The sequence below is a fragment of the Streptomyces sp. NBC_01506 genome (assembly GCF_045040295.1).
GTDB lineage: Bacteria > Actinomycetota > Actinomycetes > Streptomycetales > Streptomycetaceae > Streptomyces.
This window is the reverse complement of the sequence record NZ_CP109422.1, coordinates 4,269,736-4,295,622: the sequence shown is the minus strand read 5'-3', so window position 1 is coordinate 4,295,622 and position 25,887 is coordinate 4,269,736. Positions and strand designations below refer to the sequence as shown.

Genomic DNA, 25,887 nt, shown 5'->3' with positions numbered 1-25,887 from the left:
CATCTCACACGACCTCGAAGGTGGTGCCGATGGCCATGCCCGTGATCCACTCCGGCACCGGCTCGTACGAACTCCACACCAGCGGCTCGCCGACGGCGGCGTGTCCCACCAGCCAGCAGCGGATCTCGTGGCCGCCGCTGCCCGCGTGTTCCTCCAGGCCGTCGTGGCCGAGCGCGGTCACGGGGGCGGTGTCTGCGGCGGCGAGTTGTCCGAGGAACCAGCCGTCCCAGTCGGCGTTGACCCGTGCGGTGGGGTCGCCGCCCATCGCGCGGACCCTGGGTTCACGGACCGCGGCGAAGGCACGGGTGTCCCGGCGGCCGTGGATCAGCGACTCGCGCCTGTCGCCGGTGACGGACACGTCGCGGGGGTCGTTGGAGGGCAGCCAGTGCGACAGCCCGCCGCTGGCCACGACGAGCACCCGCCCGTCGAAGTCGGCGCCCCGGATCGCGGCGCCCAGCGCCCTTCCCAGCGCCACACAGCGTTCCAGGCCCGGCAGCGGCGGCGCCGCGGTGTTGACGATCAGCGGGACCAGTGGGATTCCGTCCTTGTGTGACACCATCTGGTAGCTCTGCACGATGCCGTGGTCGACGGTGAGCGCGTACGACAGACAGATGTCGAAGTCGGCGGCGGCCAGGCCCTCGTGGATCGACCAGGCCAGTGCGGAGGCCACCGGCAGCGGCCCCGACGCGCTGCCGAAGTCGCCGAAGCCCTCGGCCGCCTCGACACCGAGGACGAACGGCGGCATCACGTCGTAGAAGTTGGCGTGGAAATGGTCGGGGCCGATGACGACGATCGCGTCCGGCGCCAGCGCCGTCACCGCGGCCTCGACCCTGGCGACGTCGCTGAGGAATCCCGCGCCCGGCGCGGCCGCCGAGTCGGGCGGCAGCATGGTGACGAAGGGGGAGTGGGACATCCCCACGAAGCCGATGATCTCGCTCATGCCGGATCCTTGTCGAGAAGCAGGAAGTCGCGGTGCGCGCACAGGTATTCGTCGACCTTCTCCCACTGGGGCCAGTGGCCGGCGTCCTCGATGACGTGCAGGCGGGCGTCGGGCAGCCACCGCAGGAGTGTCGCGGCCTCGTCGAGTCCGCCGGTCGGGTCGTGGTCGGTCCACAGCAGCAGCGTCGGCGCCCCGATCCTGCCGACCCACTCGGGATCCCAGGCGAAGTCCTTGCGTACGACGGGGTCTTGGAGCACCAGTGTGTTGGTGATCGCCCGGACGAATCCGGGCCTGCTGTAGACCGCCCGCCGCAGATTCACCAGCTCGTCGGTCACCAACTCCTTGTGGTGGAAGAGGAACTCCACCCGGCGGCGTACGGTCGCGTCGCTGGGGTCCCGTACGGCGGCCAGCGTGCTTTCCCGCACGAGAGCCATGACTTCGGGCTTGTCGGCGATGTTGCCGGGGGTGTTGAGCACCAGCCGGTCCACCCGCTCGGGGTGGTGCGCGGCCGTCCACGCCACCACCCAGCCGCCGAGCGATTCGCCCGACAGATGCGCGCTGCGGATGCCCAACGCGTCCATCAGGCCCAGCAGATGGCCGGAGAGCACGTCGATGGTGTACGGCGTGTCCGGCAGGTCCGACCAGCCGTGGCCGACCATGTCGTACAGCGTGACGCGGAAGTCGGCCGCGAGCCCGGCGATGTCGCGGGCGTACGCCTCGAGATGCCCGCCGGTGCCGTGCAGGAGGATCAGTTCGGGCCCGGAGCCCGCGCGCAGTACCCGGGTGCGGACACCTCCGACATCGACATGCAGCAACTCGTGGTCCACGTCGGCCAGTTCGGCCCAGACGCTGATGTGGTCGGGGAGCCCGGCGGGTCGGCCGCTCATGAGTTGTCCTCCTTGAAGGGCGCGCGGGTGTCGAAACGGGCGCGGGCCTGCGCCACCGTGACCAGACCGGCGCTCTGCCGGCGGGAGACTCCGAGCAGACCGAGCAGCCGGGAGTTCTCGATCGTCAGGAATTCGACCGGGTGCTCGGTGGAGTCGTTGTAGTGGCGGTGCCAGGTCCACGGCGCGGTGTAGACGAAGTCACCGCTCGACCACGACTCGGTGTCGTCCTCGACCTCGCTGTGCCCCTCCCCGGAGATGACGAAGTGCACCGTCTCGTGGTGGTGGCGCTGCATGTCGGAGCTCTCGCCGGCCGGGATCGTCTGCCGGAAGATCTCGAACGTCGTGGTCGGCAGCCGCCCGGCGACGGAGAGCGCGGTCGGGTTGTGCACCTGGTCGGCGGGCAGCCGCTCAAGTTCCGCCGCACGCACCACGACCGGGCGCGCCGTGCCGGGGCGGACGGTGTCGGAGATACCTCCGAGGAAGTCCGCCAGGGTGAAGTCGTTTCCGGACTCGGCCATCAGATCGTCTCCGTTCGTCCGCCATCGACGGTCAGGACCGTCCCGTTGACGTAGCTTGCTTCCGCCGAGGCCAGGAAGGTCACGGCCGCTCCGATCTCCGCCGGTCGCCCGGCCCGCCCGGCCGGGACGCTCGCGGCGTCCTCGGCGTCGAGGTCGGCGTGGGTCCGCCCGGTGGCCGTGGCGCGGGCGGTCAGGATCTGTTCGCGCCGCCGGGTCGCGGTCGGGCCCGGCGCGACACAGTTGACGGTCACACCCTCGGCCGCGTACTCCCGGGCCAGCAGCTTGGCCGCCGCCGTCACCGCCGAGCGGAGCACGACGGAGAGCGCGAGGTCCGGCTGCGGCTGCCGGACCGCCGTGGAGGTCAGGAACACCACGCGGCCGAAGCCGCGGGCCGCCATCCGGGGCAGCGTCAGCCGGGCCAGTGTGAGGGGGCCGAGCAGCAGGAGGCCGAAGGCGGACTGCCACTGCTCGTCGTCGATCTGAAGAATCCGGCCCGGCGGCGGGCCGCCCGCGTTGAGGACGAGGATGTCGGGGGAGCCGTACCGGCCCGTGACCTCCGCTGCCACGGCGGCCGTGGCGACGGGGTCGGCTAGATCACCGGCCAGCCAGTGCACGTCTCCCCCGGTGCCGGCCCGCAGCTCGGCCGCCGCCGCGTCCAGGGCGTCGGCGCGCCGGCCGGTGATGACCACCCGGTGGCCGGCGAGGGCCAGTTGTCCGGCGGTGGCGAATCCGATACCGGTGGCTCCCCCGCCTACGAGTGCGGTCCGAGTGGCGATGGCGGTCTCCCTGGGGTGAGTTGGGGGGCTTGGCTTCCGACGGTGCCGGGCTCGCGAGATCTGGCCCGATCCGCGCGATCTGGCCCGATCCGGAAGACAGCCCTAGCCTGACCGCATGACAGCGAGGTACCAACGATGAGTCCCACTGAACGGGACACCGGTACGGCGGCGGCCAACGGCACGGCGGGTATGGGAGCACTCCACCGCGCCGCGGCGATCCTCGGCGCCTTCACGCCGGCCCACCGCGAACTGACCCTCGCCGCGCTGGTCCAACGCAGCGGTCTGCCCCGCTCGACCACGCACCGCACCGCCGACACCATGATCAGGCTGGGCTGGCTCGACAAACCCCGGGACCGCTACCGGATCGGGAACCGACTCTTCGAGATCTCCGGTCTCGCCCCGGTCCGGCACGAACTGCGTGAGGCGGTACTGCCGTATCTCCAGGACCTCTATCAGGCCACGCGTACGACGGTGCAACTCGGCGTGCTCGACAGCCCCCGCGTACTGGTCGTCGAGAAGATCACCGGGCATCGGCCGATGCCGATGCTTTCACAGGTCGGCGGCACCATCCCGGCCCACTGCTCGGGCCTCGGACGGGCCATCCTGGCGTGGTCCGACGCGGCGACCGTCGACACGGTGATCGAGGCCGGCCTCACCGCGCGTACGCCCTGGACCCTCACCAGCCCGGTGGGCCTGCGGCGTGAGCTGGCCGCCGTCCCCGACCGGGGCTGGGCGGTGGACCAGGAGGAGGGCAACACCGGGGTGTGCTGTGTGGCCGCGCCGGTCTTCGGGCCGCTCGGCGACGTCGTCGCCGCCCTCTCCGTCACCGGGCCGACGGGACTGGTCCGCGCCGAGCGCGTCGGCCCCGCCGTACGGATGGCCGCCGCGGCCGCGTCGCGCGCCTACTCCACGCGGCGGCGGTGAGCGCGGGCGCCCGGCGGCGGAAGCTGTCCCGGTGAGCGGGACGCGAGCTTGGTGGATCGACCACGCCCCGGCACGCTGTGAGCCAGGCCACACCGGTCGACAGACGGTGTGACGGCTCCGCGAACAGCTCCGCGAACGACTCCCAAGGAGGCCGACGAATGACCCTCGGCGGTGGCTATCTGCTTCCCTCGCGCGACGGCACGAAGATCGCCGCGATCGGGCTGGGCATCACGATGAAGACGGACGGCAAGTCGACGCACGACGCGTACTCGCTGTTCGAGTACGCGATCCCCCCGGAGACCGACGGACCACCGCTCCACACGCACACCCGGGAGGACGAGTCCTTCATCTGTCTCGCCGGCCGGCTGGACGTCACGCTCGGGGCCCAGGACTACGTCCTCGAATTCGGCGACTACATGTATCTGCCCCGCGATGTGCCGCACGCCTTCCGCAATCCGTACGCGGAGGAGTCACGGGTGATCTCCGTGGTGTCGCCGGCCGGGCTCGAAGGGTATTACCAGGCCCTGGCCGCCATGCCGCCGGGACCGAAGGACATCTCCAGGATCAAGGCGATCATGGACGACTTCGGGATCGTGCTGCACCTGCCGCCCGGGGGCACCGAGCTATGAGGATCGGGATCATAGGGGCCGGTGTCGCCGGACTGGCCACGGCCAAGGTGCTCAAGCAGGCGGGCCACGAGGTCCTGGTCTTCGACCGGACCCCGGACGTCGGGGGTGTGTGGAGCGAGACCCGGCGCTATCCCGGTCTGTCGACGCAGAGCCCGAAGACGCAGTACGCCCTGTCGGACTTCCCCATGCCGAAGGAACTGCCCGAGTGGCCGAGCGGGGCCCAGGTGCAGGGCTATCTCGCCGCCTACGCACGGCACTTCGAGCTGGACGCCCGACTGCGGCTGCGGACCGAGGTGACCCGGGTGCGGGCGACCGAGGGCGGCTGGACCGTCGGCGTACGGGACGCGGACGGGGCGGGTGAACCGTCCACGGAGACCTTCGACCGGGTCGTCGTCGCCAACGGCGTGTTCTGCGAGCCGGCTGTTCCCGCGTATCCCGGACGGGACGAATTCACCGCGGCCGGCGGCCGGTTGTGCGCCGCCAACGCGTTCCACGACGCGGCGGAGGCGCGCGACAAGCACGTGCTCGTGGTGGGTTACGGCAAGTCGGCGTGCGACGTGGCCGTCCCGATCAGCGGGACCGCCACGAGCACCGACGTCGTCGCACGCCAGTTGCTCTGGAAGGTACCGCGCAGGATCGGCGGCCTCCTCAACTTCAAGATGCTGCTGCTGACCCGCATGGGCGAGGCCCTGTTCCGCTACCGGCGGCTACGGGGAGTCGAACGGTTCCTGCACGGACCCGGCGACGGCCTGCGCCGGCGGATGCTCAACTCCATCGGCTCGGTCTCCGTGCGGCAGTACGGACTTCAGAAACACGGCCTCGTCCCGAAGGGGCGGATGGAGCACATCATCCAGGGAGCGATCGGACTCGGCACCGAGGGCTTCTTCGAAGCGGTCGCCGCAGACGCGATCACGGTGCGCCGCGACCGTACGATCACCCGGCTGTTCGCCGACGCGGGCCGCCCCCGCGCGGAACTCGACGACGGCACGACCCTGCCCGCCGACCTCGTGGTCTGCGCCACCGGCTTCACCCAGGGCGTACCGTTCCTCGCCGAGGACGTTCAACACCAACTCCTCGACGAGCGCGGCAACTTCATGCTCTACCGGCAGATCCTGCCCCTCGGCGTACCCGGGCTGTACTTCAACGGCTACAACTCCTCCCTCTTCAGCCCGCTCAACGCCGAACTGGCGGCACTGTGGATCGCCGCCGACCTCGGCGACCTGCTCCCACTACCCGACCCGGCGGCCCGCCGGCAGGCGGTGGTCGACCAGCTCGCCTTCATGGACGACGCCACAAACCGGCACCACTGCCGGGGCACGAAGATCATCCCGTTCTCGATGCACCATGCCGACGACGTACTGAACGACCTCGACCTCAACATCAACCCCCTGACCCGCGCGACCCACTGGCTGACCCCGATCAACCCGACGGCCTACCGCCGAGCAACCCCAACACTCCTGTCCCGCCTCACCTCACCCGGCACCCCTACGGGGGCCGAACCCCCGACGGAGGACCGGACACCGGAGACGGCTTCGTGATGACGGCGGGTCTCCAGCTATTGCGTCTCATTGAATGAGACGACGGAGTGTCGGGCGCCCCCCGAGGAGGTCCGACAGCAACGTTCGGCCTGGTCGCAGGGGCCGCGATGGCACGCGAACGGCACCCGGCCGAAAAATGGTCCAGACAACAAAGGAGGCCCAAGCCGCTGACTTGGGCCTTCGTCGTGGAGCGGCTGACGAGAATCGAACTCGCGCTCTGCGCTTGGGAATCCAGGCGCTCCGGAGTACCGCAGGGCTCTGGCCAGGTGTTACTTGGACTGCTAGCTGCGCTGGAGCCGGTTTGATTGACCGTCTTTGACCGTGGTCTGCCGAGCTAAGGGGCTGGGATGGGGCTGGCCTGCGAGGGGTCTGTTGTGAAGGCAACTCGAGTGGTCCTGGGCTGGTACGAACAAGGGCTTCGTGCCCATGGCCACAGGGGCGTGTGCGCACGCGAAGGATTCGGAGTCCCGTCCGCTCCCGCGCGCCAACACGCTTTCCAGATGTCCGTCCGGTGGATTCAAGGGCAAGGCGTCCTATCCGTGGTGGAGCAGTCTGTCCAGCGCCGTCCGGACGCCGCCGAACCGCGCTGAATGCAACCCGAAGTGCAACCAAGGAGAAGACGGCCACTCTGACTCAGAGCCGACATCGCATCATGGCCGATGCCCCTAAGCTCTCAGGCCGTCCCGCCGCAGGATCTGGGTGCCCGCTTGCCACGGTTACAGGTGATGGCACCTGTCCCGCTGGGTGTAGCCCCCAGGGATGTCCATGCCAACGGAATCCCAGAAGGGCTCGGACTCGCGGAAATGACCGCCTCCGGTGTGCCAATGGAGTCCCGGGTACGCGCTACGTAGGGACCGGAGAGCGGCTGAGGCGAGGCCGCAGCGTTTGTAGCCCTCGGAGGAGTAGGGCGATTCCACCCAGCCGATCTCGCACTGGTCGCACACCACGTACTCGACCTCGAAGGCCAGCTCGGATCCGAAGTAGGCCGCTCGAATGCGCCATCCCGTCCGCTCGTAGTGCCCGGCGGGCCGGTCGATCCAGGGTCTCGGCGGGCCGCCGTTCGGGTCGAAGCGGTAGGACTCGGGGTACGCCCATCGGTGAAGCCGGTCTCGCCAGGTCGGCCTGTCGGGCCACTCCCGTACCCAATGCAAGTGATCGGTGAGTTGTGCCAGAGTACAGATCGCCGCTTCCTTCTCCGCCATGGGTTCTCCTTTTGTGTCTTCGGTATGTCTGGAGTTGCCGTGGTCACGGTCGGCGCGGGGGCTGTTGTCGAGCACGTTGAAGTGCCCACCTTTCGAAGCCCTGAGAAACGATCCGCCTTTGCTGAGTCATCGTTCGGTCGGACGGCATTCGAGATGCTTGGGTCGTTGGCTGACTTGGGACGGGCCTGCAATGAACCGTGGTTGCCGCCTACTTTCGCGGCTCTGGGTTACTAGTTTCGAGGTCATTCAGGACAGCGAGGACAGGGCCCCAACACAGTCTGACGGTGTCCTGGTCGGGTACGACCCCACGGTCTTGCTGGGCACGGAGGTGAACGAAGTTCCGGTACTCGCGAACGATCGTCATAAAGTCGTGGGCGTCCATCTGGATCCAGCCCCGTGCCCTGGCTGTATCGAGCAGAAGGGCGAAGCTGGCGCGTTCTGGAGCGATGGTTTTGGTGCCGTTGGGGAGCGGAATGCCCTGGAGGAGTTCGGGGTCTCGGTGGGTGAGGATGTCGAGAAGCAAGGCTTCGGTGAAGCTTCCGATTCCAATCAAAGCGAGGCCGTAGGCGCCGTGCTGTTCGCAGATCCGAGTCTCGGTTACTCGCTGCATCAACTGTTGCAGGAACGCCTCGCCGCTGACCATTGGGCGGATGCGGGTTTCGAGGTCGTCAGGTGCGCTGAAGATCGAGTGTCCGTCGGCGGCAGTTTCGCCGAGAACGGGGCGCCCGGCCACATAGGTGACCGCTAGGTGCTCGGCGGTGAGGATCTGGTTGAGTTCCTGGCGGACGATGTCGGCTGAAGCGAGTCCGTCGTCATATTCGAGCGGGTCGCAGATGCGGCATAAGAGCCGACCGATGGCCGCGTGGTCCTTCAGCACGCCGGTGATGAGATCGGCCAGCCAGGCGACGCGCGGCGTACCGTCGTATTCCTCGGCCTCTGGCCACGCGGCGCGTTCAAGGAGCTGGGCGAGCTGGTAGCCGCGCCGTTCGAAGGGTCCGTCGATGTCGACGATGAGCCGGGTGATGCGCTCCACTGTCAGCGGGTCGAGCGGCGGTGTCATCGGATGGACTCCCTGTCGGCTGCTTGCTGGGCTTGTTCGAAGGAGCGAGTGAGGCGTTCGACGATGACGCGGCCACGTTTTTTGAAGCCAAGCTCAACGATGGCCTGTGAGACGCGGGTATCGCGATCAAGCTGGTATCCGTCACTGAGGAGCCAGCGGGCGAGAGAGACGAGGTCCACGTCCGAGAAGTCGGTGATGCGCGAGCCGGTGGGCAGGTTGGGCCGGCGCCCCCGTTTGATCGCTTCATCCGGCGGCGACGAGGCTACCGGGACAGGCGGTTCATCACTGTGCTTGTCGGGATCACCGATCTTGCTCACAGCCTCTTCCCAGGCTTTGAGCACGCGGACGGTTTCTGCCTGTGGGCCATGGAACCAGTCGGAGGCCCAGATGCGGTGAAAGCGCCAGCCGAGACGTTCCAGGTGTGCCTGGCGCAACCGGTCCCGGTCGCGGGCGCTGGGCGCTCTGTGGTAGCGGTCTCCGTCGGTTTCTACAGCAAGGAGCATCTCGCCGGGGCGCTCCGGGTGGGCGAGGGCGAAGTCGATGCGGTAGTCCGATACCCCCCATTGCGGTACCACGGGGATACCTGCGTGTTCCAGCGCTTCAAGGACTTGCTTTTCGAACGGGTTCAGCTCATAGGCGTTGTGCTGCCTTCCAGAGCGTTCCAGGTCTCCGCGATGCGCACAGTATTCGAGGAAACGGCGGAGCAGTTCCGGTCCTTGGTTCCTTGCTGTGTTCAGGACCCGGGGATCGAAGTCGTGGTGAGAGAAGGAACTGACGACCGTCATGGACTCGCGGGCCCTGGTGACGGCCACGTTCAGACGACGCTCACCGCCTTCGTTGTTGAGCGGACCGAATCGCATGGAAAGGCGCCCGCTGGCGGCTTTGGCGTAGCCGATGCTGAGAATGATGGCATCGCGTTCATCTCCCTGGACCCGTTCGAGGTTCTTGATGAAGAACCGTTTGCCTGGGCCGGCGTCAGGACTGAAGAAGCTCTGGAGATCGGGGTGGTCGTTCAGTGCCTTGCGGAGTGCGAGGTCGATACGGTCGGCGTGCCGCTGTCCCATGGTGATGACGCCAAGGCTGAGATGGGGGTGCAGGGCGGCGTGATCGAGCGCCAGTTTCACCACACGCTCGACTTCCGCAGGTGCGGAGCCTGATTGACCGGGTGAGACGTGGCCGTCGACGGTCTCCAGCCGGATGGGGCTGTCGACAGTGGTGCCGGGGAAGGTGACGAGCCGGTCCTCGTAGATGTTTCGGTTGGAGAAGGCGATCAGTCGTTCGTCACTGCTGCGGTAGTGCCATCGCAAAGTATGGACCTGCGGCAGGCGACTGCTGAGCATGTCCAGCAGTGATTCGAAAATGCCCGGAGTGTCCTCGCTCTCATCGTCATCCTCCTCCCTCTGGTCTGCCGCTCCGCTGAGTGTGCGAGTGAAGAAGGAGCTGGGAGGTAGCTGATGAGGGTCCCCGGCGACGATGACCTGCCGGCCCCGCATGATCGATGCGATCGCGTCGTGCGGCAGAATCTGGCTGGCCTCATCAAAGATCACCACATCGAACAGGCGCTCCGCCGGCAGGACGCGGCTGACAACCAATGGCGACATCGCCCAACAGGGCTTGGCCGCCAGCAGTACGTTGGGTGCTTTTTCGACGAGCTTCCGCAGCGGCAAATGCCGCGTTTTACGCCGAGCTTGAGTGCGTACCACGGTGTTTTGGTCCTGGTGGGCGTCACGGACCTTCCGCAGGCGGGTGGCGACCTGGTAACGGACGCGTTGGGCGTTACTGGCTAGGTGCTCCGCGTCGTTGCGTCGGAACTCCGACACGATGTGGTCGTGCTCCCGGCCCGTGAAGGCCCGTACGTACGAGGACTGAAGTTTGGCCTCATCGAGAATCGACGACCACCAGGCGAACTGCATTATGTCGACGGCGGTGTCGGGTTCGACATCCTGGTGGGCCAGGTCATCCAACAGCGGACCCAGCCCTGCAGCCTCCAGCCGGTCGGTCAGCTGGTTGAGCTCGGGCATGCGCAAGAGGGTGTCGCGGTCGCTGTCGAGCTGTTGGATCACCCGGGCGACCTCTTCCGTGGGTTTGGCCTCCAAACCGTCGAGGCGTGCGCACAAAGCCACCGCGGTCAGGCGGTCTCGCAGCTGGGTGAAATGTTCGAGCGCCTGGGAGAGGCCGGGGATGGTTGAGGGGGTGCTTCCATCGGTCGACAGCGATTGCCAACGAGTGCTCTGTTCCACTGCCCGCGCAAGCACCGTATGAAGGGCACGGCGGTCACGCAGTCCGTCACGGCGCAGCGCACGCGCCACCTTCAATAGTCCACGTCGCTGCCACCAGCCGAGATGCTGGTCGTTCCGCTTCCGCCAGGCACGGTCGGCGGTTGCGGCCACAAGTCGCTCCAGATGAGGGCCGAAGACATCCTGGGTGAAGTCTTCCAGGGTCTCGGCGACGGACTGCAGGAGGCCGAGAAGTTCCTGCCAGCCGGCGATATCGGTCGCGGGACGCAGGCCCGCGGTGTGCACTAGAGATTCGATTTCGCGGCGAGTGTCGTGGAAAGCCGTGCCGGACAAGTGGTCCAGTTCGGCAAGTACAGGCCGAAGCTCCTCGACGCTGCGGGCGCTGGTGCGCGCCCACGGGGACTCGCCACGCCGGATCGCCAGCCCACGGCCCGCGACGTACGACCGTAAATCCTGTCCAGCCTGCGCCAATGTGGCTCCGTGCAGTTGGCGCAGAAATCTGCCGCGCAGCCGCTGGCGCGTGTGGTGGGCGGGAGGACATCCTGTCAGGTGAGTAAGTGCGTCGTGTGCACTAACCTGCCATGGGACACGCGGTTGGTGGAATTCGTCCACGTGCCGGCGGGCCTGGCTGCGAAAACGTTCCAGACGTACGTGCAGTTCGTCCTGCTGCGGTGGAACCTCTTGCCCGGCGCGCTCCAGGCTCTCTTGCAGTTGCTGAGCAATCTGGCGCCGGTTCAGCTTGTTTCCGTGAAGATCGAAGACCAGCCCGCTGAGATCGACTCGGGCCAGGCGGTCGGTCACTGCCTCGATAGCAGCTCGCTTTTCCGCGACGAATAACACATGACGCCCCTGGGCGGATAACGCCGCTATGAGGTTGGCGATAGTCTGGCTCTTACCCGTTCCTGGGGGGCCTTCTATGACTAGGTGTTCTCCAGCCAGGGCCGCACTGATCGCGCGCTGCTGGGAAGCGTCCGCATCATGAACGAGAAACTCCATACGGGGCTTGATGTCGTCAGCTCCCGCGAGTTCTCCCGACGATGAATGTTCCAGCAGAGCCCGTGTGGCCTCGCCGTCACCAGCCAGCGCGGCGATGACCGGGTGGTCGGCCAGCAGCTGTGCGGAAGACCGCAGATCGTTGACCATGGGTAGCCTGTCGAAGCTGAACGCCCCGGCTACGACACGGTCCTCTAATGTGACCGTCAGCCGGCTGCGGGACAGTGTTTGCGCGAGGATGTCATAGACCACGCGTATCTGATCAGCGGGATCGGAGCATTCCTCCATTGCGACGGTCGCCTTTTCGGCCAAATCCTCAATGTCACCGTCCATGCCGTACTGGCGGCTGAGCGCGTACAGCAGAACAGGGTTGATCTCTGCGTCCCCTTCTATCTGCAGGACGAAGTCGTTCTCCGAGGCAGTGCGGGGTTGCACTGTCAGCGGATACAGAAGTAGGGGTGCCCGCAGCGGCGGCACCGGAGTTGTTCCACGTGTGGATGGTGAGTCGACGAGCAGCAGACCGAGCGCCAGGCGCCCAGCTTCGATTCCCTGCTCCTCGTCCAGCTCGACGATCTTGCGACGCAGACCACGGGCTCGGGTGCAGGCACCGTTGTGGTCTGCCGAGTCGGGGAAGAGGCTTCCAAGGCGCGTCTTGCGACCTGCCAGCAGTGAACTCAAAATCTCCGGCAAGGTGTTGGTCAGATCCAGGGTTGCAGCCTTGATGTCCTTGAAGTGCAACAGCGTGTTGTAAGGCCCGAAGTCGATGAGAGCGTCGGCCCATCCTTGAGCCTGAGCGTTCATTCTCTCCACGCGAGCGCGCCGGGCAGTGCCTTCCACTTGCCACCCTCCGGTCATGTGTCGTGATCCGGTCAGGCGCCACCGGAGCCCGCCCCCCAGGCGGCGAACATGCCAGCATAGGGCAAAGCATGGGGCTAGGGGGAAGGTTCCTATGGACGGAGTGACAGAAGGGGACCGCTTGCCTATCTGCCTTGCTTGCCAGGTGGTCCCACCGAGCACTTCTGCGCCACAGAAGACACTTCTGGAGACTTCGGCGTACGAACTCCACAAGGGGTCGGGATGCTCGGCCCTGTCGGAGGACGTGGGGCTGAGCTCTCTCCGTGCCACTGAGTATGAGGATTCGTCGTGGAGCGGGTGACGAGAATCCAACTCGCGCTCAGAGCTTGGGAATCACGGGGTGCTGGAGGGGTGATGGCCTCTTGACCTGCGCGTATGTCGATTTTGGCTGCCCTGTGTTCTGACCGGAAGTGACCGTGATTGGCCGAAGGGCTGGCCAAGGGCTGAGAAGTTCAGCTGATACTGGGCATATCACCCTGGATCTTCCCTCGGGCTCTTACGGCAGGCAGGCAGTCGGTGATGGCTTGTGCGTAGGCCGCGAGGAGAGCTGTCAGATGGTCCAGCATGTCGGAAAGCTTGTCGAATTCGGCAGACTCCGTGCTTGTCCAGGGTGTATCACTGTCGTCCAACTCAGATTCGTACTCCGGCCATCGCCGCCTTGATCACCTCCCTGGCGGCAGCCCGCAGGCGCTTTGCAGCCTCTGTCGGGGTTCGGGCCAGTAGAGAGTCGAGTTCATCCGGCTGGGGCATCGCAGGGATCCGGTGCTCGACCCAGAATCCGCCCCAGAGGCGACGTCGCCGTGCTTCCGGGAACTCGTCGTCCACCACATGCACCTCACCTGCCACGTCTCGACGCAGGAGTAGGCCAGAGTTAGCTGCGAGATCGGCTGTCGCAGCTGCATGGTCGTCGTCGTGACCGTCTGTGGAATCGGGCAACGGCGGGGCGAGGAATGCGCCGAACTCCACGAGTTGGCGTGTGTGGTCATCCGCCTTAGGCACGACGACCAGGTCTTCCTCGGTCATCAGGATGTCCGGCGCCGCTGCACCGACGCGAGCGTAGAGCAGCGGCGTCCCAAGGACCGCGGACTTCCAGGCCATCGTTGCTACGTCGACCCACCAGGACACGTACTCACGTGCGGCAGTGCGATGGGCTTTCGCGTTGTTGTTGGCCAATCGCAGACGGACTGAGAGCAGGACGGGATCCGCTTTGTAGCGCGCGCCCTGTTGACCAGCACGCTGTTCGATGCCGAGCTCGTTGAGCGCGTCCAACTCCTCCATGCGCCGCTGCTCGGCTTCCCATTCCTGGAGCAGCACAGTTGAACAGCGAGCCAGCGCGGACAGCGCCTCGTCGATCTCATAAGCAGTCATGCTCTGCGAGGCTTCGGCTGAGAGGGACGTGGGGCCGGCGGAAGGTGCGGTACCGCTCATACAAGTGCTCCTGAGAGGAGGTGGGGTGCTCTCGCATCCCTTCGTACTCCGTGCAGCAGGAGGAGTTTGGCGAAAGCGTCAATTCTGAGACGTAGGTGGTGTTGCGCTGGTAATGCCAGGGCTGCAATCGGGACGATGGCGGAACGGCGCATCGGTCGTGCCAGGTTTGCGTCCCCGGGGAGACCGTGGCCGACTTCCTCGTCGCACTCGACAACTGCGACCAGCCCGCCGTGCCGCTCGGCGGCCCCGAGCTGGTCCTCGACGCCGTCAGCGCGCACGGCTGGCTTCGGGACGTCGACCATCCCCGTACCGGGGCGACGGACCCGATGTTCACCACCTACCTCAGCCTCGGAGACGTGCCGCCGCTCATCCAGGACGGTGACCCGCACGCCCTGACCCTCGCAGCCGACGATACGGGCCCGGCCGGATGGCAGGCATGGGCCGAACCCGCCCTCGGCGCACCGTACTTGGGGGCCGCGTCGTTCTCCGCCGGCGTACCGCACGACCTCGTCGCAGCCTTCACCTCCTCCCTCAGCTCCACCGCACCGGTCCTGCGCCACGTGCTGCCGGAGAGCACGAGGGACCGGCTCCTTCGGGCCCCGGCCGGATAGGCGCACAAGCCCTCACCGGCACGGCGCACACGGGTCAGGGCCTTTGAACCTCCCTGCCGTTGGCGCCGCCCTGCCCCCCAACCGCGTCTGTGCGCAATGCACCGCGGGTGCCTGTTCGTGCCGTCACCCAGGGGATGCTGCGTCCGGTCGCTGTTGCCAGCTCCTGGAGGGTGGCGCCCTCCTTCTGCCGTTCGCGCAGCCAGGACGTGATGTTCGGTGTGCCGGATGGTGATGCCGTGCTCGGTCAGCAGCCGCCGCACTCGGCCGCGGCCGATGTCGAGGGCGCGTGCGGTGTCGTCGATGCTGTGCTGCCTGGTGACGTAGAGCGTGTGCAGCGCCTGGCCGAGGCCCTCGAAGCCGCCGGCTCGCAGGGCAGCGGTCAGCCGGGCGTCCGCGGTCGAGGCGCGTGTACGACGGCCGGCGGCGAGGGCGTCCCGCTGGGTCCGCCGTAGCTGGGAGGGATCTGTTCTTCCTCGATCTGCCTCCCTGCGTCTGCGGGCCAGTTCCCCGGAGCGGGCCATGTCCTGGCCTGCCGACAGGTGTCCCCGGGCTTCCTTGGAGGCCGTGTAGATCGCTACGTGCGTGCGGGACTGCTCGTGTGAAAGTGACACGGCGCTCAGTGGTTTGCTCCGCAGCAGTCCGAACTCCTGGCGGAATTCGGCCGCGGTCATCCGGTGGACGCGTACATGGGCACCGAGCGAGCGGAAGGCGCGTCCGCAGATGTGGCACACGACGGTGTCGGTGTCCTCATCGCGGATTAGCTGCCCGTGGTGGGGATGCCGGGCCCCACGTTCGACATCCTGAGATCTGCCGGATCGGCTCACGGTTGTTCTTCTTCGAGTTCGGTACGAGGTCTGGGGGGTGCGGCGAGGTGAGGAGGGCTGGCAGGCGCTCGGCCGGAAGACGGGCTCCAGAGAGGTTCAGAGGGAGGTGGCGGCTTCGGTACGGGCGGGGTGGCCGGGGCCCAGGAACGCCGCGTAGCCGGTTCCGTCGGGGGCCGGGTGGGTGGCCTGCCTCCAGCCGTGCGTCCGGTAGAAGCGCAGGGGCCCCTCGGGCTGTACGGAGGTGAGGAGCCAGCAGCGGCCATCGGGCGCGTCGGTGGTGACCGTCTTCAGCAGGGCGGCGCCCGTTCCGGAGCGGTGGGCCGCCGACGCGACGGCCAGCTCGTCCACCTCCCGGCCCCCGCACAGCCATTCGGTCGTGCGCCGGGGACCGAGGGCCGCAGCGACCTGGGGGTAGCAGCGGCCGGCGGGGAAGACCGGTGGCGTGGTCCAGGCGGTCGCGAACCCCCGCACGGTCTCCCCGTCGAAAGCCAGGGCCGCCACGAAACCGGGGCGGCGTACGTCGTCGGCCAGGCGCTCCAGGTACAGATCGGCCTGTGTGCCGTCCTCGTGCCACGGCGGCGCCGCGAACGCGTCCGCGTGCACCGCCCGTATCCCCGCCGCGTGGGACAGCAGGAGCGCGCCGGACACCCGCCGGACCGTCGGTTTCATCACGCGGCCCGGGTGCCGGTACGGGCGACGGGGTGCAGCGCGGCGTACTCCAGCGGTGCCGAGGGATCGACGGACACGTCGAGCGGCGCGGGCTCGGCTCCGGAGCGGACCAGCAGATCGCCGACCGCGGCGATCATCGCGCCGTTGTCGGTGCACAGCCCGAGCGGCGGCACCCGCAGCGTGATCCCGGCGGCCCCGCACCGCTTCTCGGCCAGCGCGCGGACCCGTGAGTTGGCGGCCACCCCGCCCACCACGACGAGGGTGCCGGCCCCGTGTTCGCGGCAGGCGGCCACGGCCTTGCGGGTCAGTACGTCCGCGACGGCCTCCTGGAGCGAGGCGGCCCCGTCGCCCAGCGGCAGCTCCTCGCCCCGGGCTCGGTACCGCTCCGCCCAGCGCGCGGCGGCCGTCTTCAGCCCGGAGAAGGAGAAGGCGTTCGGGTCGTCACACGGTCCGGTCAGCGGACGCGGGAACGGCACTGCGCGGGGGTCGCCGCCGCGCGCGGCCCTGTCGATGGCCGGACCGCCCGGATACGGCAGACCGAAGAGGCGGGCGGCCTTGTCGAAGCATTCGCCGGCCGCGTCGTCGAGGGTGTCGCCCAGGTGGAGGACCGGATCGCGGGCCAGATCCCTCACCAGGAGCAGGGACGTGTGCCCGCCGGAGACGATCAGCACCATGCACGGTTCCGGGAGCGGCCCGTGGACCAGGGTGTCGGCCGCGACGTGCCCCGCCAGATGGTGGACTCCGTACAGCGGCACACCGAGGGCGTACGCCAGGGCCTTCGCACCGGCCAGACCCACCTGGAGCGCGCCCGACAGCCCCGGACCGGTCGTGACGGCGACCGCGCCGATGTCCCGCATACCCAGCCCGGCCTCGGCGAGTGCCTGCCGGACCACCGGGGTCAGCGCCTGCACATGGGCCCGTGCCGCGATCTCCGGGACGACACCCCCGAACCTGGCGTGCTCGTCCATGCTCGACGCGAGCGCGTGCCCGAGCAGCCGTCCGCCCCGTACCAGCCCCGCACCGGTCTCGTCGCACGAGGACTCGATACCGAGCACCACCGGAGCCTTCACCAGAGACCCGACCTTCCTGCGCATCATTCCTAGTTGCGACCAATGTGCAATAAGGATAGAGGCGGGTGGTCCGATGCGGTGTGGTCGACGGAGATCAGGCGTGCCATCCCGTGGCTGGCGTCAGATTGGCAGGGTCGCCCGGCATGCGGGGCAACCGCCTCACAGGGAGATCGCTGACCGATTCACGGTGTTCGGCTCTCTTCGGTCGGTGGCTTCGGCAGCAGCGATGTCGGCAAGGAGAACTGAGAGAGCGCCGAAGGACGTCTGCCAGCGCTTTGGGAAGAACGCGTGGCCGCCCGCGTTCACGCACATCTTGACCCGGTCGATAACGGTGTCGAGCCCTCGACCGCAGGGGCGGTGCAGGCGATGAGAAGGAAGTCGGGGTCCTGGCGAGTGTCGACGGCAGCCCGGATCCGGGCTGGACGACGCTCTTGCCGTCGAGATCGGGCCGGAATCAGTCAGCTTCCTGGCCGGACCACCGTTGCGATTGCCTCCATGGAGCCGCTGTGGCGGAAGTGGAGGGTGAACTTCACCGCGTCGCCTTCCTGCCAACGGGTGCCGCTCTTCAACGTCACCATCACGTCGAGGTCGAAGGGCGACATGGTCAGGGTCGACCCCGCTGCTACGTTTGCCGATTCGGTCATCCCCATGGAGTCGGCTCCGTCGCCGTTGTTCTGGTGCAGGCTCAGCATGGCGTCGGTTACGGCGGGGGACGTGACGGATAGAAGTTGATCGTCCGCGCCGCCTGTGTTGGTCACCGTGAAGAAGGCGGCGGTCTGCGTGTTGTCGTTGTACGGGAGGAAGACGTGCGGGTCGCTGACTGCCAGGGCCGGGGGCGTGCCCGCCGCCCCCGAAGCGGTCCATTGCGTCAGGCCCGCGAGCGCCAGCACGCACGCCGTCCACGGGACGAGCGCGGCGTAGAAGCCGTTACGTACGCGTTCTCGCGTGATGTTCCAGCCCGTTGAGGTGTCCGCGGTGGACGGTTCCGTCATGAGCGCTGTTCTCCTTGGCGGACTTGGCCGGCTTGACCGACACGCGCGCCGGTTCTCCGGGCGGCCGGTGGCTGCCAGGCGCGCAGTCGCAGGCTGTTGCCCACCACGAGCAGGGAGCTCAGAGACATCGCCGCGGCGGCGACCATTGGGTTGAGCCATCCCACGGCCGCGAGCGGCACGGTGACGGCGTTGTAGCCGAAGGCCCAGATCAGGTTGGCGCGAATGGTGCCGAGAGTGCGTCTGGCGAGGCCGATCGCGTCGGCGACGGATTCGATGTCGCCGCGTACCAGGGTTACGTCGGCCGCGCCGATGGCGACATCGGTGCCGCTTCCCATCGCGATGCCCAGGTCTGCGCCGGCGAGGGCGGCGGCGTCGTTCACGCCGTCCCCGATCACCGCGACGCGACGGTCCTCGTCCCGCAGACGCCGAACCAGCTCGGCCTTGCTCTCGGGCGTGCAGCGCGCGTACACCTCGTCGATGCCGAGTTCATCGGCGACCGCATCGGCGACGGCCTCGCGGTCACCGGTGGCCAGGACGGGTGTCACCCCCAGTCGCTTCAGCCGGTCGACGGCACGGTAGCTGCCGGGGCGCGTGACGTCCCCCAGGGCGATGAGCGCCTCGTCCACCCCGTCGACCCTGACCCGTACGACGGTGCGGGCGGAAGCCTCCGCGTCCGCCAGTGCCCGCGTCAGGGTTTCCGGGAGGTCGTCGCCCGGAGTGACCACCTCGACTTGGTGTCCTTCGACGAGGCCGCGGACGCCCACACCGGCGGTGGCGGCGAACTCGGTCACCTCGGGCAAGGGCTCCTCCGGAAAGGCTCGTTCGGCGTACGCGGTGATCGCGCGCCCGAGCGGGTGCTCCGAACCGCGCTCCACCGCTCCGGCCAGACGGACCACGGTCCGCTCTCCGAGGCCGCCGGGGACCACCGTGACCTGGGTGACGCTCATGCGGCCGGTGGTCAGGGTGCCCGTCTTGTCGAGGATCACGGTGTCGATGTGGCGCAGTGTCTCCAGCGCCTGGGGACCGCTGACCAGGACGCCGAGTTGCGCGCCGCGCCCGGTCGCCGCCAGCAGCGCGGTGGGGGTCGCCAGGCCGAGCGCGCACGGGCAGGCGACGACCAGGATGGCCACGCACGCGGTGATCGCCGCCTGCGGGTCGGCTCCGGCACCGAGCCAGAATCCGAGGATGGTCACGGCGAGTGTCAGGACGACGGGGACGAAGCCGCCCGCCACGGAGTCGGCCAGCCGCTGGGCACGGGCCTTGCCGGCCTGGGCCTCGGTGACCAGCTCGGTGATGCGGGCGAGCTGGGTGTCCTTGCCGACCGCCGTGGCGCGTACGGTGAGCAGGCCCCCGGCGTTGACCGCGGCGCCCACGACCGCCTGCCCGGGGGCGACTTCGACCGGGTCGCTCTCCCCGGTGACCAGCGACAGGTCGAGCGCGGAACTGCCGGAGACCACGACGCCGTCGGTGGCGACCCGTTCTCCCGGCCGGACGACGAACTCCTGCCCCACGCGGAGCTGTTCGACGGGGATGAGGCGTTCCTTGCCGTCGACCCGTACGGTCACGTCCTTGACGGCCAGTCCGGCCAGCGCGCGCATCGCCTGACCCGTGCCGCTACGGGCCCGAGCTTCCAGGAAGCGTCCGGTCAGGACGAACAGCGGTACCCCGACCGCCGCTTCCAGGTAGATGTGAGGGATGTCGTCGCCCGCCGAGGGGAGAAAGGAGAAGGGCATACGCATACCGGGATCGCCCGCGCCACCGATGAAGAGTGCGTAGGTGGACCAGGCGAACGCAGCGGTCACGCCGAGCGACACCAAGGTGTCCATGGTCGCCGACGCGTGCCGCAATCCCCGCAGCGCTCGACTGTGGAAAGGCCAGGAGCCCCACGTCGCGACCGGTGCGGCCAGAGCGAAGCACAGCCACTGCCAGTTACGGAACTGAAGGTCCGGAACCATCGAGAGGACAAGAACGGGTACCGAGAGCAGAGCCGTCACCAGCAGTCGCCGCCGGGCCTCGGCCGACTCCCGCGCTTCTGCCGGCTCGGACGTCTCGCTGCCGGCCTCGGGTTCCGGCGGGCGGGGCGGTTCAGCGGTGTAGCCGGCGCGTTCGACCGTTGCCACCAGGATCTCGGGAGTGATCTCCGGAGGGTGGCTGATCCGGGCATTCCCGGTGGCCAGATTGACCGTCGCGGTGACGCCTTCGAGCTTGGCCAGCCGCTTCTCCACGCGGCTCACGCACGCGGCGCAGGTCATTCCACCGACCAAGAGGTCCGTGGTGACGGCCGGAGAAGCCGTGGTCTCCGACGTCACCGTCCACCGTCCGAGTGCATGCCGTCCATGTCGCTCATGTCCCCCGTGCCGTCTCCCGGTTGGGTTCCGGGCCCTTCCCCGGGCCGGGTATCAGTGTCGGTGGAGTGCATGCCCGGCGCGACCGGGCCGACCGCCGAGCCGACCGCGTACGACACACCGAACACCACCACCAGCAGAACCAGGAATCCGATCAGCGCCGGCGGGGGCGCGTAACGCTTCAGCGTCGTCACCGTCCGCGGGGAGAGAAGCTCACGCCGGTCCGCCATCACCGCTCCAGAGAAGAGAATTCCGCCAACTGCCGGGCGGTAGGCGTATCGCGCTGCCGTGTACTCGGCCCGCGAGAGCCCGGGTGCCATGCTGACATGCGGCCGGTGGGCGGGCAGTCGCTACGCTCACCTGTCCCGCTGTGAGGATTCTCCCGCAGCGCCACGGGAACCCTGCCGGCCGACCGACCGACTGCCTCTTGAGAAACCTCGACCGGCGCTGATCGCGGTTTCTCGCCGGTGGGCCGCTGCCCGGCACGGGCAACGGCTGCACCCGAGAAGCCGCCGTCTGATGTGACCTGCGCACCCTCGCGCGATGCCCGGCGCGTGCCGGGAGCGCGACGCCGTGAGGTCGCCCGGATTCGCTTTCTCGATAGACGCATGCTTGATGAGTCGGTCGGCAGGGCGGTTGAGTTCCCCGCCTTGCCAAGTCTTTCCGGCGCCACGGAGAACGGGGCCGCTCGCGGTCCGAGACATCGCGCACCGGGCTTTTCCGGGGATGGCTCCGGTGCAACGATGAGTCCGCCATGACCCCGGGTCCGTATTTCCGCAGAGCGAGGGCCGCCCTGTTCGCGGCCGTCTGTGTGCTCTTCGCTGTCCTGGGGCACGTGCTCATGTCGGAAGTGACCATTCCTTGGACGGCGACGCTTCCCGCGTTCGGTGCTGTCGGCGTCATGGGGTGGGCTCTCACGGGGCGGGAACGCGGGTTCCGCACTGTCCTCACCGCGACCCTCGCCGTCCAGGCCGTCCTGCACGCCTGGTTCTCCCTCGCCCAGGTGGTACTTCGACCCGATTCCGCCGGTGGGTCACTCGCGGAACAGTGGCTGGGCCACGTTCTGTGCAGAGCGCCCATGGCTCCCATGGACGGCCACGCCCAGCACACGATGCCGGGAATGCCCGGCATGGCCATGGACTCGGGTCACAGTGCCGCCGGCACGGCGTCGCTGGGAATGCTCTCCGCCCACCTGCTGGCCGCGCTGCTCTGCGGGCTCTGGCTCGCCTTCGGTGAACGGGCGGCCTTCCAGTGCATTCGGGCCTGCGCCGGCTGGATCGTGGCGCCGCTGCGCCTGCCCGGCGTACTGCCGACACCGCCGGACCGGCCGCGCGTGCGGGCCGGTTCATCGCACGGGACGTGCGGACCGCGGCGGTTGCTGCTCGCTCATGCCATCACCTCACGGGGCCCGCCGACGGGAACCGCTGTCCTCTGACAGCCAGTTCCCCCTGTCTCGCCGACCGGTTGGCGAGACAGGGCAGTCGGCCCTGCCCGCTCAGGGCCGAACCAGCGGCCGGAGCCGCCTCGAAGCCGTGCCCGGCCGACCCCCGAATTCCGAAGAAGGACACCAGGCGATGACGCATGCCCTGCCCCGACTCGCGCAGAGAGACAGCCACACGCGTACGGCGAACCCCTCCCGCACGAAGGAGGAGACCATCACCAACTGGGCTCTTGCCGCGAGGGAAGGTGACCCGGACGCCGTGGAACGGTTCGTCGGCGCCCTGCACCGCGACATCTGGCGCTACATGGCCTTCCTGAGTTCCGACCCGCAGGCCGCCGACGACCTGACCCAGGACACCTTTCTCCGAGCGCTGGGCAGTCTGCACCGGTTCGAGGGCCGTTCCTCCGCCCGCACCTGGCTGCTGTCGATCGCCCGGCGGTCCTTCGTCGACAGCCTCCGCCACGCCGCCGCTCGCCCGGTCGTCGCGGACGCCGTCGACTGGTGTGCCGCGGCGGAGAAGGCAAGACCCCAGGGTGCTCCGGGCTTTGAGGAGGGAGTCGTCCTCGCGGAGCTGCTGGCGTCCATGCCGGCGGAACGGCACGACGCTTTCGTGCTCACCCAACTGATCGGCCTGCCCTACGAGGAAGCCGCACAGGTCATGGGCTGCCCGGTCGGCACGGTCCGCTCGCGGGTGTCCCGCGCCCGCGCCCACCTGATCGGCATGCTCACCGCGGCCGAGCGCTCGGCGGCCGAGAGGACGAACCCCTACCACCGGCCGCCGACGCCGGATCTGACAGCCGCGGCGGCCTGATGGGGCGGGTAGCGGGAACTACGGCGTCCCCCGGTCCGACTACTCGGACAGACAACCCGATCAGGCAGCACCGAGGAGCCAGTATGTCCAGGAAACGGCCAGTCGTCATCGCGGTCACCGCGCTCTGTCTGCTCATGGCCGGATGCGCAGACTCCTCGACCGAGACCGTGGGCAGCGAGTCGCCCAAGTCCGGTTCCGGATCGGGCTATCCGGTGACCATCGAGAACTGCGGTGAGAAGCAGACCTTCACGAAGACGCCCGAGCGTGTTGTCGTCATGAACGGCGCGTCCGTCGCCGAGGTCTCCTCGCTCCTCGCGCTCGGCCTCGGCGACCGGATCGTCGCCAACCAGCAGTCGTACGGGCGCTCCGAGGTCGAGGGACGGGCCGAGGCCATCAAGGCCCTGCCCAAAGGCGACGTCAAACTGAACGACGCCTACGACATCCCCCGCGAGGCGATGCTCGGGCTGCGTCCCGACTTGGTCCTGTCCGTCACCTCTTACGGGTTCGACGCGAAGAACGGGTTCGCCACCCGCGCCGACCTCAGCTCGGTGAGCGCGAACAGCTACATCTCGCCACAGGGCTGCGACGACGACCCCGCCAAGATGACCGTCGCCGACAGCTACACGCTCCTGCGCGATCTCGGCAAGATCTTCGGCGTGAGCGACCGGGCGGAGAAGCTGATCGCCGAGTCCGAGAAGCGCATCGCCACGATCTCCGCCGAGGTCACGGGCGAGAAGAAGCCGAACGTGATGGTGCTCTTCTCGAACATGGTCATGGGCGGCAACGACTTCAGCTCGATCGTCGCCAACGGCATCATCAACGACATCCTCACCAAGGCCGGCGGCACCAACGCCTTCGCGAACGCCTCCAGGAGCACCTTCGCCGACCTGAGCAAGGAGAAGGTGGCCGCCACCTCCGTCGACTCCCTCGTCGTCATCAGCTACAACGACCCCGACCCCGAGGCGTACGCCAAGAAACTGCTCAAGGAGTTCCCCCAGTGGCCGGCCGCCAAGACCAACACGTACACCGTCCTGTCGGACTCGATCTACCTCGGGCCGAGCAACGACGTGGCGATCGACAAGCTGGCAAGGACGTTTCACCCCGACGCGTTCTGAACCGGGTTCCTCTGCCGCTCCTTCTGACGGTGCTCCTGGCCCTGCTCGCCGTGGTGATGGTGGTGGGCGTCAGTATCGGGGCGGTCACCATCCCGGTCGGAGAGGTGTGGCGCATCGTCCTCCGTCACCTGACCGGTGGCGGTACGACGGGCGATCCGGCCACCGACCAGATCGTGTGGAACTTCCGCACACCCCGCGTCGTCCTGGCCGCTCTCGTCGGCACCGGGCTCGCGGTCGCCGGGGTGATCCTCCAGGCGGTGGTGGCCAATCCGCTCGCCGATCCCACCGTCCTGGGCTTCTCCTACGGGGCGTCGCTCGGCGCCGTCCTCGCCATCACCGCGGCCGGCGGCGCGACATTGGGCGGGCTCGGCGTCTCCTCCGCGGCCTTCGTCGGCGCGCTCGCCGCCGGGGCTCTGGTCTTCGTCCTGGGACAGAAGAGAGGACGCATGGCACCAACGCGGCTGGTGCTCTCGGGAGTCGCGGTGGGCTACCTCTTCCTGGCGGCCACCAGTTTCCTCCAACTGCGGGCGACGCCGACCGAGTTGCGCACCGTCATGTTCTGGATGCTCGGCAGCGTCTCGGGAGCCAGATGGGATCAACTGCCCGTGGTCGCCACGGTCGTCCTCACCAGCGCCCTCGCGCTGTCGCTCTTCGGCCGCAGGCTCAACGCCCTGCTGGCCGGCGACGAGTCCGCGACAGCACTGGGCGTCGACGTCCACCGGCTGCGGGGCATCCTGCTGGTGATGTCCGCCCTGGTCACCGGCACAGTGATCGCCGTCGCGGGCGGTATCGGCTTCGTCGGCCTGATGATCCCCCACCTCGTACGGCTCGCCACAGGCGCCGACCACCGCAGACTGCTTCCCCTGACCGCCGTGGTGGGAGCCCTCTACCTGGTCCTCGTCGACCTGCTGTCCCGCACGCTCAACCGCCCCAACGAACTGCCCATCGGCATCCTCACCGCCCTGCTGGGCGCTCCGTTCTTCCTGTGGCTCCTGCGCCGCAACAAGGGGCTGGACTCCGTATGAGACTCACCGTCGAACAGCTCCACATCACCCTTGACCGCCAGCCGATCCTGCGTGACGTCGCCCTGGAGGTACGGCCCGGCGACATCGTCGGGCTCGTCGGGCCGAACGGCAGCGGCAAGTCGACGTTGCTGCGCGCCGTCTACCGCTCGCTGCGGCCCGAAAGAGGCGTGGTCCGCGTGGGAGGCGACGACGTCTGGACACTCTCCTCCCGGACCGCGGCGCTTCGTACCGCGGCCGTTCTTCAGGATGGCGGAGTCAGCGCGACAAGTTTGAACGTCACCGAGATCGTGGCCCTGGGCCGCACCCCGCACCACGGGCTGCTCGGCCGTGACGGTGCCGACGACCACCAGGCCGTCGACGACGCCCTCCGGCGCTGCGGAGCGCACCAGTTGGCGGACCGTGACTTCGCCTCACTGTCCGGCGGCGAACGCCAACGCGTACTGCTCGCCCGCGCCCTGGCCCAGAACCCGCAGGTCCTCGTCCTGGACGAGCTGACCAACCACCTCGACATCCGGGCCCGTTTCGAGGTGCTGGAACTCATCAGGTCCACCGGCACCACCACACTCGCCGTCCTGCACGACCTCGATCTCGCCGCCCGGCTCTGCGACCGGATCATCGTGCTCAACGAGGGAACGGTCGTGGCGGCGGGCCACGTTCTCGACGTGCTCACCCCACGGATACTGGCCGACGTCTTCGGAGTGGCGGCCGAAGCCGAACGTCACGCGGACGGAGTCGTACGCATCACCTACGCGGCCGAACCCCTCAGCACCGGCCCGACGACCGAAACAGCCGACCGGTGACCGGAACGGCGGCGAGGCGGCCCGCCGAGGGCGGTCCGAGACACGCATAGCCCCCAGCCCCCCATCGCCTCCGGGGCGACGGTGAAGCGGTTCCGCCGTACCGCGCGAAGAATTGTTCGCGAACGCGGGGAACTAACCGCACGGGGCCACCGACTACTCGCGTGGTGGGAGAACGCCCACTGTGTCATGGCTACTGT

22 protein-coding genes and 2 pseudogenes are annotated in these 25,887 nt (G+C 68.3%); 10 read left to right on the top strand and 14 right to left on the bottom strand.

Annotation, left to right across the window (positions count from 1 at the left end; genetic code table 11):
- Window positions 1-4: 4 nt before the first annotated feature.
- Genes OG329_RS18660 through OG329_RS18645 form a run of 4 tightly spaced genes read right to left on the bottom strand, consistent with a single transcriptional unit; the run spans window position 5 to window position 3,121 of the window.
- On the bottom strand, window positions 5-940 hold the full coding sequence (locus OG329_RS18660) for a 2,3-dihydroxyphenylpropionate 1,2-dioxygenase (RefSeq protein WP_405796512.1): 936 nt from the start codon (window positions 938-940) through the stop codon (window positions 5-7).
- Complete coding sequence (locus OG329_RS18655; protein WP_405796510.1) at window positions 937-1,827, bottom strand: alpha/beta fold hydrolase; 891 nt, start codon at window positions 1,825-1,827, stop codon at window positions 937-939. The genes OG329_RS18660 and OG329_RS18655 overlap by 4 nt, the downstream gene beginning before the upstream one ends.
- The gene (locus tag OG329_RS18650; RefSeq protein ID WP_405796508.1) at window positions 1,824-2,345 is read right to left on the bottom strand and encodes a cupin domain-containing protein; all 522 of its coding nucleotides are present in this window, start codon (window positions 2,343-2,345) and stop codon (window positions 1,824-1,826) included. The genes OG329_RS18655 and OG329_RS18650 overlap by 4 nt, the downstream gene beginning before the upstream one ends.
- Window positions 2,345-3,121, bottom strand: a complete 777-nt coding sequence (locus OG329_RS18645; RefSeq protein ID WP_405801902.1) for an SDR family oxidoreductase — start codon at window positions 3,119-3,121, stop codon at window positions 2,345-2,347. The genes OG329_RS18650 and OG329_RS18645 overlap by 1 nt, the downstream gene beginning before the upstream one ends.
- Window positions 3,122-3,256: 135 nt before the next feature.
- Here OG329_RS18645 and OG329_RS18640 point away from each other — a divergent pair, with 135 nt between their 5' ends.
- The 3 genes from OG329_RS18640 to OG329_RS18630 all read left to right on the top strand — a co-directional run bounded on the left by OG329_RS18640 (window position 3,257) and on the right by OG329_RS18630 (window position 6,212).
- Window positions 3,257-4,045 (top strand): IclR family transcriptional regulator, encoded by a 789-nt coding sequence (locus OG329_RS18640; protein WP_405796506.1) that lies wholly within the window; start codon window positions 3,257-3,259, stop codon window positions 4,043-4,045.
- A gap of 158 nt (window positions 4,046-4,203) precedes the next feature.
- Window positions 4,204-4,674, top strand: coding sequence for a cupin domain-containing protein (locus OG329_RS18635; protein ID WP_405796504.1), 471 nt, complete (start codon window positions 4,204-4,206; stop codon window positions 4,672-4,674).
- The gene (locus OG329_RS18630; protein ID WP_405796503.1) at window positions 4,671-6,212 is read left to right on the top strand and encodes a flavin-containing monooxygenase; all 1,542 of its coding nucleotides are present in this window, start codon (window positions 4,671-4,673) and stop codon (window positions 6,210-6,212) included. Before OG329_RS18635 ends, OG329_RS18630 begins: the two co-directional genes overlap by 4 nt.
- A 716-nt stretch (window positions 6,213-6,928) precedes the next feature.
- Here OG329_RS18630 and OG329_RS18625 read toward each other — a convergent pair.
- The 4 genes from OG329_RS18625 to OG329_RS18610 form a co-directional block, all read right to left on the bottom strand.
- Window positions 6,929-7,414 (bottom strand): hypothetical protein, encoded by a 486-nt coding sequence (locus tag OG329_RS18625; RefSeq protein WP_405796501.1) that lies wholly within the window; start codon window positions 7,412-7,414, stop codon window positions 6,929-6,931.
- 208 nt (window positions 7,415-7,622) lie between these two features.
- A complete protein-coding gene (locus tag OG329_RS18620; RefSeq protein WP_405796499.1) occupies window positions 7,623-8,474 on the bottom strand; it encodes a hypothetical protein in 852 nt (283 codons plus the stop codon).
- Window positions 8,471-12,505, bottom strand: a complete 4,035-nt coding sequence (locus OG329_RS18615; protein ID WP_405796497.1) for an AAA domain-containing protein — start codon at window positions 12,503-12,505, stop codon at window positions 8,471-8,473. Before OG329_RS18615 ends, OG329_RS18620 begins: the two co-directional genes overlap by 4 nt.
- A 684-nt stretch (window positions 12,506-13,189) precedes the next feature.
- Window positions 13,190-13,927, bottom strand: coding sequence for a hypothetical protein (locus OG329_RS18610; RefSeq protein ID WP_405796495.1), 738 nt, complete (start codon window positions 13,925-13,927; stop codon window positions 13,190-13,192).
- Between the two features lie 230 nt (window positions 13,928-14,157).
- Here OG329_RS18610 and OG329_RS18605 point away from each other — a divergent pair.
- Window positions 14,158-14,598, top strand: a pseudogene (locus OG329_RS18605) (DUF317 domain-containing protein); the annotation flags it as partial.
- Window positions 14,599-14,705: 107 nt separating this feature from the next.
- Entirely contained in the window at window positions 14,706-15,050 is a 345-nt protein-coding gene (locus OG329_RS18600) for a hypothetical protein (protein WP_405802240.1), read from the top strand.
- 144 nt (window positions 15,051-15,194) lie between these two features.
- On the opposite strand, the pseudogene OG329_RS18595 reads toward OG329_RS18600, so the two are convergent.
- The 6 genes and pseudogenes from OG329_RS18595 to OG329_RS18570 form a co-directional block, all read right to left on the bottom strand.
- Window positions 15,195-15,422: pseudogene (locus OG329_RS18595) on the bottom strand (MucR family transcriptional regulator); the annotation flags it as partial.
- Window positions 15,423-15,518: 96 nt separating this feature from the next.
- Window positions 15,519-16,091, bottom strand: a complete 573-nt coding sequence (locus OG329_RS18590; protein WP_405801901.1) for a GNAT family N-acetyltransferase — start codon at window positions 16,089-16,091, stop codon at window positions 15,519-15,521.
- Complete coding sequence (gene tsaD, locus OG329_RS18585) at window positions 16,091-17,185, bottom strand: tRNA (adenosine(37)-N6)-threonylcarbamoyltransferase complex transferase subunit TsaD (protein ID WP_405796493.1); 1,095 nt, start codon at window positions 17,183-17,185, stop codon at window positions 16,091-16,093. The genes OG329_RS18590 and tsaD overlap by 1 nt, the downstream gene beginning before the upstream one ends.
- Before the next feature lie 434 nt (window positions 17,186-17,619).
- Window positions 17,620-18,153 carry a copper chaperone PCu(A)C gene (locus tag OG329_RS18580; RefSeq protein ID WP_326613370.1) on the bottom strand — a complete coding sequence of 178 codons (534 nt, stop codon included), beginning with the start codon at window positions 18,151-18,153 and terminating at the stop codon, window positions 17,620-17,622.
- Window positions 18,150-20,405, bottom strand: coding sequence for a heavy metal translocating P-type ATPase (locus OG329_RS18575; RefSeq protein WP_405796491.1), 2,256 nt, complete (start codon window positions 20,403-20,405; stop codon window positions 18,150-18,152). The genes OG329_RS18580 and OG329_RS18575 overlap by 4 nt, the downstream gene beginning before the upstream one ends.
- Before the next feature lie 53 nt (window positions 20,406-20,458).
- Window positions 20,459-20,728 carry a hypothetical protein gene (locus OG329_RS18570; protein ID WP_405796489.1) on the bottom strand — a complete coding sequence of 90 codons (270 nt, stop codon included), beginning with the start codon at window positions 20,726-20,728 and terminating at the stop codon, window positions 20,459-20,461.
- Window positions 20,729-21,252: 524 nt separating this feature from the next.
- Here OG329_RS18570 and OG329_RS18565 point away from each other — a divergent pair.
- From OG329_RS18565 to OG329_RS18545, 5 genes are all read left to right on the top strand, one after another.
- Window positions 21,253-21,933, top strand: coding sequence for a hypothetical protein (locus OG329_RS18565; RefSeq protein WP_405796487.1), 681 nt, complete (start codon window positions 21,253-21,255; stop codon window positions 21,931-21,933).
- A 139-nt stretch (window positions 21,934-22,072) separates the two neighbouring features.
- Window positions 22,073-22,750, top strand: a complete 678-nt coding sequence (locus OG329_RS18560) for a sigma-70 family RNA polymerase sigma factor (RefSeq protein ID WP_405796485.1) — start codon at window positions 22,073-22,075, stop codon at window positions 22,748-22,750.
- Window positions 22,751-22,833: 83 nt separating this feature from the next.
- A complete protein-coding gene (locus OG329_RS18555; RefSeq protein WP_405796483.1) occupies window positions 22,834-23,865 on the top strand; it encodes an ABC transporter substrate-binding protein in 1,032 nt (343 codons plus the stop codon).
- A gap of 56 nt (window positions 23,866-23,921) precedes the next feature.
- Complete coding sequence (locus OG329_RS18550; RefSeq protein WP_405801900.1) at window positions 23,922-24,890, top strand: FecCD family ABC transporter permease; 969 nt, start codon at window positions 23,922-23,924, stop codon at window positions 24,888-24,890.
- Window positions 24,887-25,690 carry an ABC transporter ATP-binding protein gene (locus OG329_RS18545; RefSeq protein ID WP_405796481.1) on the top strand — a complete coding sequence of 268 codons (804 nt, stop codon included), beginning with the start codon at window positions 24,887-24,889 and terminating at the stop codon, window positions 25,688-25,690. The genes OG329_RS18550 and OG329_RS18545 overlap by 4 nt, the downstream gene beginning before the upstream one ends.
- The last annotated feature ends 197 nt before the right edge of the window (window positions 25,691-25,887 follow it).

What these genes read in the sequence shown, in the direction of transcription:
- OG329_RS18660 (WP_405796512.1), bottom strand. Translation starts at nt 940, where the DNA reads ATGAGCGAGATCATCGGCTTCGTGGGGATGTCCCACTCCCCCTTCGTC.
- OG329_RS18655 (WP_405796510.1), bottom strand. Translation starts at nt 1,827, where the DNA reads ATGAGCGGCCGACCCGCCGGGCTCCCCGACCACATCAGCGTCTGGGCC.
- OG329_RS18650 (WP_405796508.1), bottom strand. Translation starts at nt 2,345, where the DNA reads ATGGCCGAGTCCGGAAACGACTTCACCCTGGCGGACTTCCTCGGAGGT.
- OG329_RS18640 (WP_405796506.1), top strand. Translation starts at nt 3,257, where the DNA reads ATGAGTCCCACTGAACGGGACACCGGTACGGCGGCGGCCAACGGCACG.
- OG329_RS18635 (WP_405796504.1), top strand. Translation starts at nt 4,204, where the DNA reads ATGACCCTCGGCGGTGGCTATCTGCTTCCCTCGCGCGACGGCACGAAG.
- OG329_RS18630 (WP_405796503.1), top strand. Translation starts at nt 4,671, where the DNA reads ATGAGGATCGGGATCATAGGGGCCGGTGTCGCCGGACTGGCCACGGCC.
- OG329_RS18625 (WP_405796501.1), bottom strand. Translation starts at nt 7,414, where the DNA reads ATGGCGGAGAAGGAAGCGGCGATCTGTACTCTGGCACAACTCACCGAT.
- OG329_RS18620 (WP_405796499.1), bottom strand. Translation starts at nt 8,474, where the DNA reads ATGACACCGCCGCTCGACCCGCTGACAGTGGAGCGCATCACCCGGCTC.
- OG329_RS18615 (WP_405796497.1), bottom strand. Translation starts at nt 12,505, where the DNA reads ATGAACGCTCAGGCTCAAGGATGGGCCGACGCTCTCATCGACTTCGGG.
- OG329_RS18610 (WP_405796495.1), bottom strand. Translation starts at nt 13,927, where the DNA reads ATGACTGCTTATGAGATCGACGAGGCGCTGTCCGCGCTGGCTCGCTGT.
- OG329_RS18590 (WP_405801901.1), bottom strand. Translation starts at nt 16,091, where the DNA reads ATGAAACCGACGGTCCGGCGGGTGTCCGGCGCGCTCCTGCTGTCCCAC.
- tsaD (WP_405796493.1), bottom strand. Translation starts at nt 17,185, where the DNA reads ATGCGCAGGAAGGTCGGGTCTCTGGTGAAGGCTCCGGTGGTGCTCGGT.
- OG329_RS18580 (WP_326613370.1), bottom strand. Translation starts at nt 18,153, where the DNA reads ATGACGGAACCGTCCACCGCGGACACCTCAACGGGCTGGAACATCACG.
- OG329_RS18575 (WP_405796491.1), bottom strand. Translation starts at nt 20,405, where the DNA reads ATGACCTGCGCCGCGTGCGTGAGCCGCGTGGAGAAGCGGCTGGCCAAG.
- OG329_RS18570 (WP_405796489.1), bottom strand. Translation starts at nt 20,728, where the DNA reads ATGGCGGACCGGCGTGAGCTTCTCTCCCCGCGGACGGTGACGACGCTG.
- OG329_RS18565 (WP_405796487.1), top strand. Translation starts at nt 21,253, where the DNA reads ATGACCCCGGGTCCGTATTTCCGCAGAGCGAGGGCCGCCCTGTTCGCG.
- OG329_RS18560 (WP_405796485.1), top strand. Translation starts at nt 22,073, where the DNA reads ATGACGCATGCCCTGCCCCGACTCGCGCAGAGAGACAGCCACACGCGT.
- OG329_RS18555 (WP_405796483.1), top strand. Translation starts at nt 22,834, where the DNA reads ATGTCCAGGAAACGGCCAGTCGTCATCGCGGTCACCGCGCTCTGTCTG.
- OG329_RS18550 (WP_405801900.1), top strand. Translation starts at nt 23,922, where the DNA reads ATGGTGGTGGGCGTCAGTATCGGGGCGGTCACCATCCCGGTCGGAGAG.
- OG329_RS18545 (WP_405796481.1), top strand. Translation starts at nt 24,887, where the DNA reads ATGAGACTCACCGTCGAACAGCTCCACATCACCCTTGACCGCCAGCCG.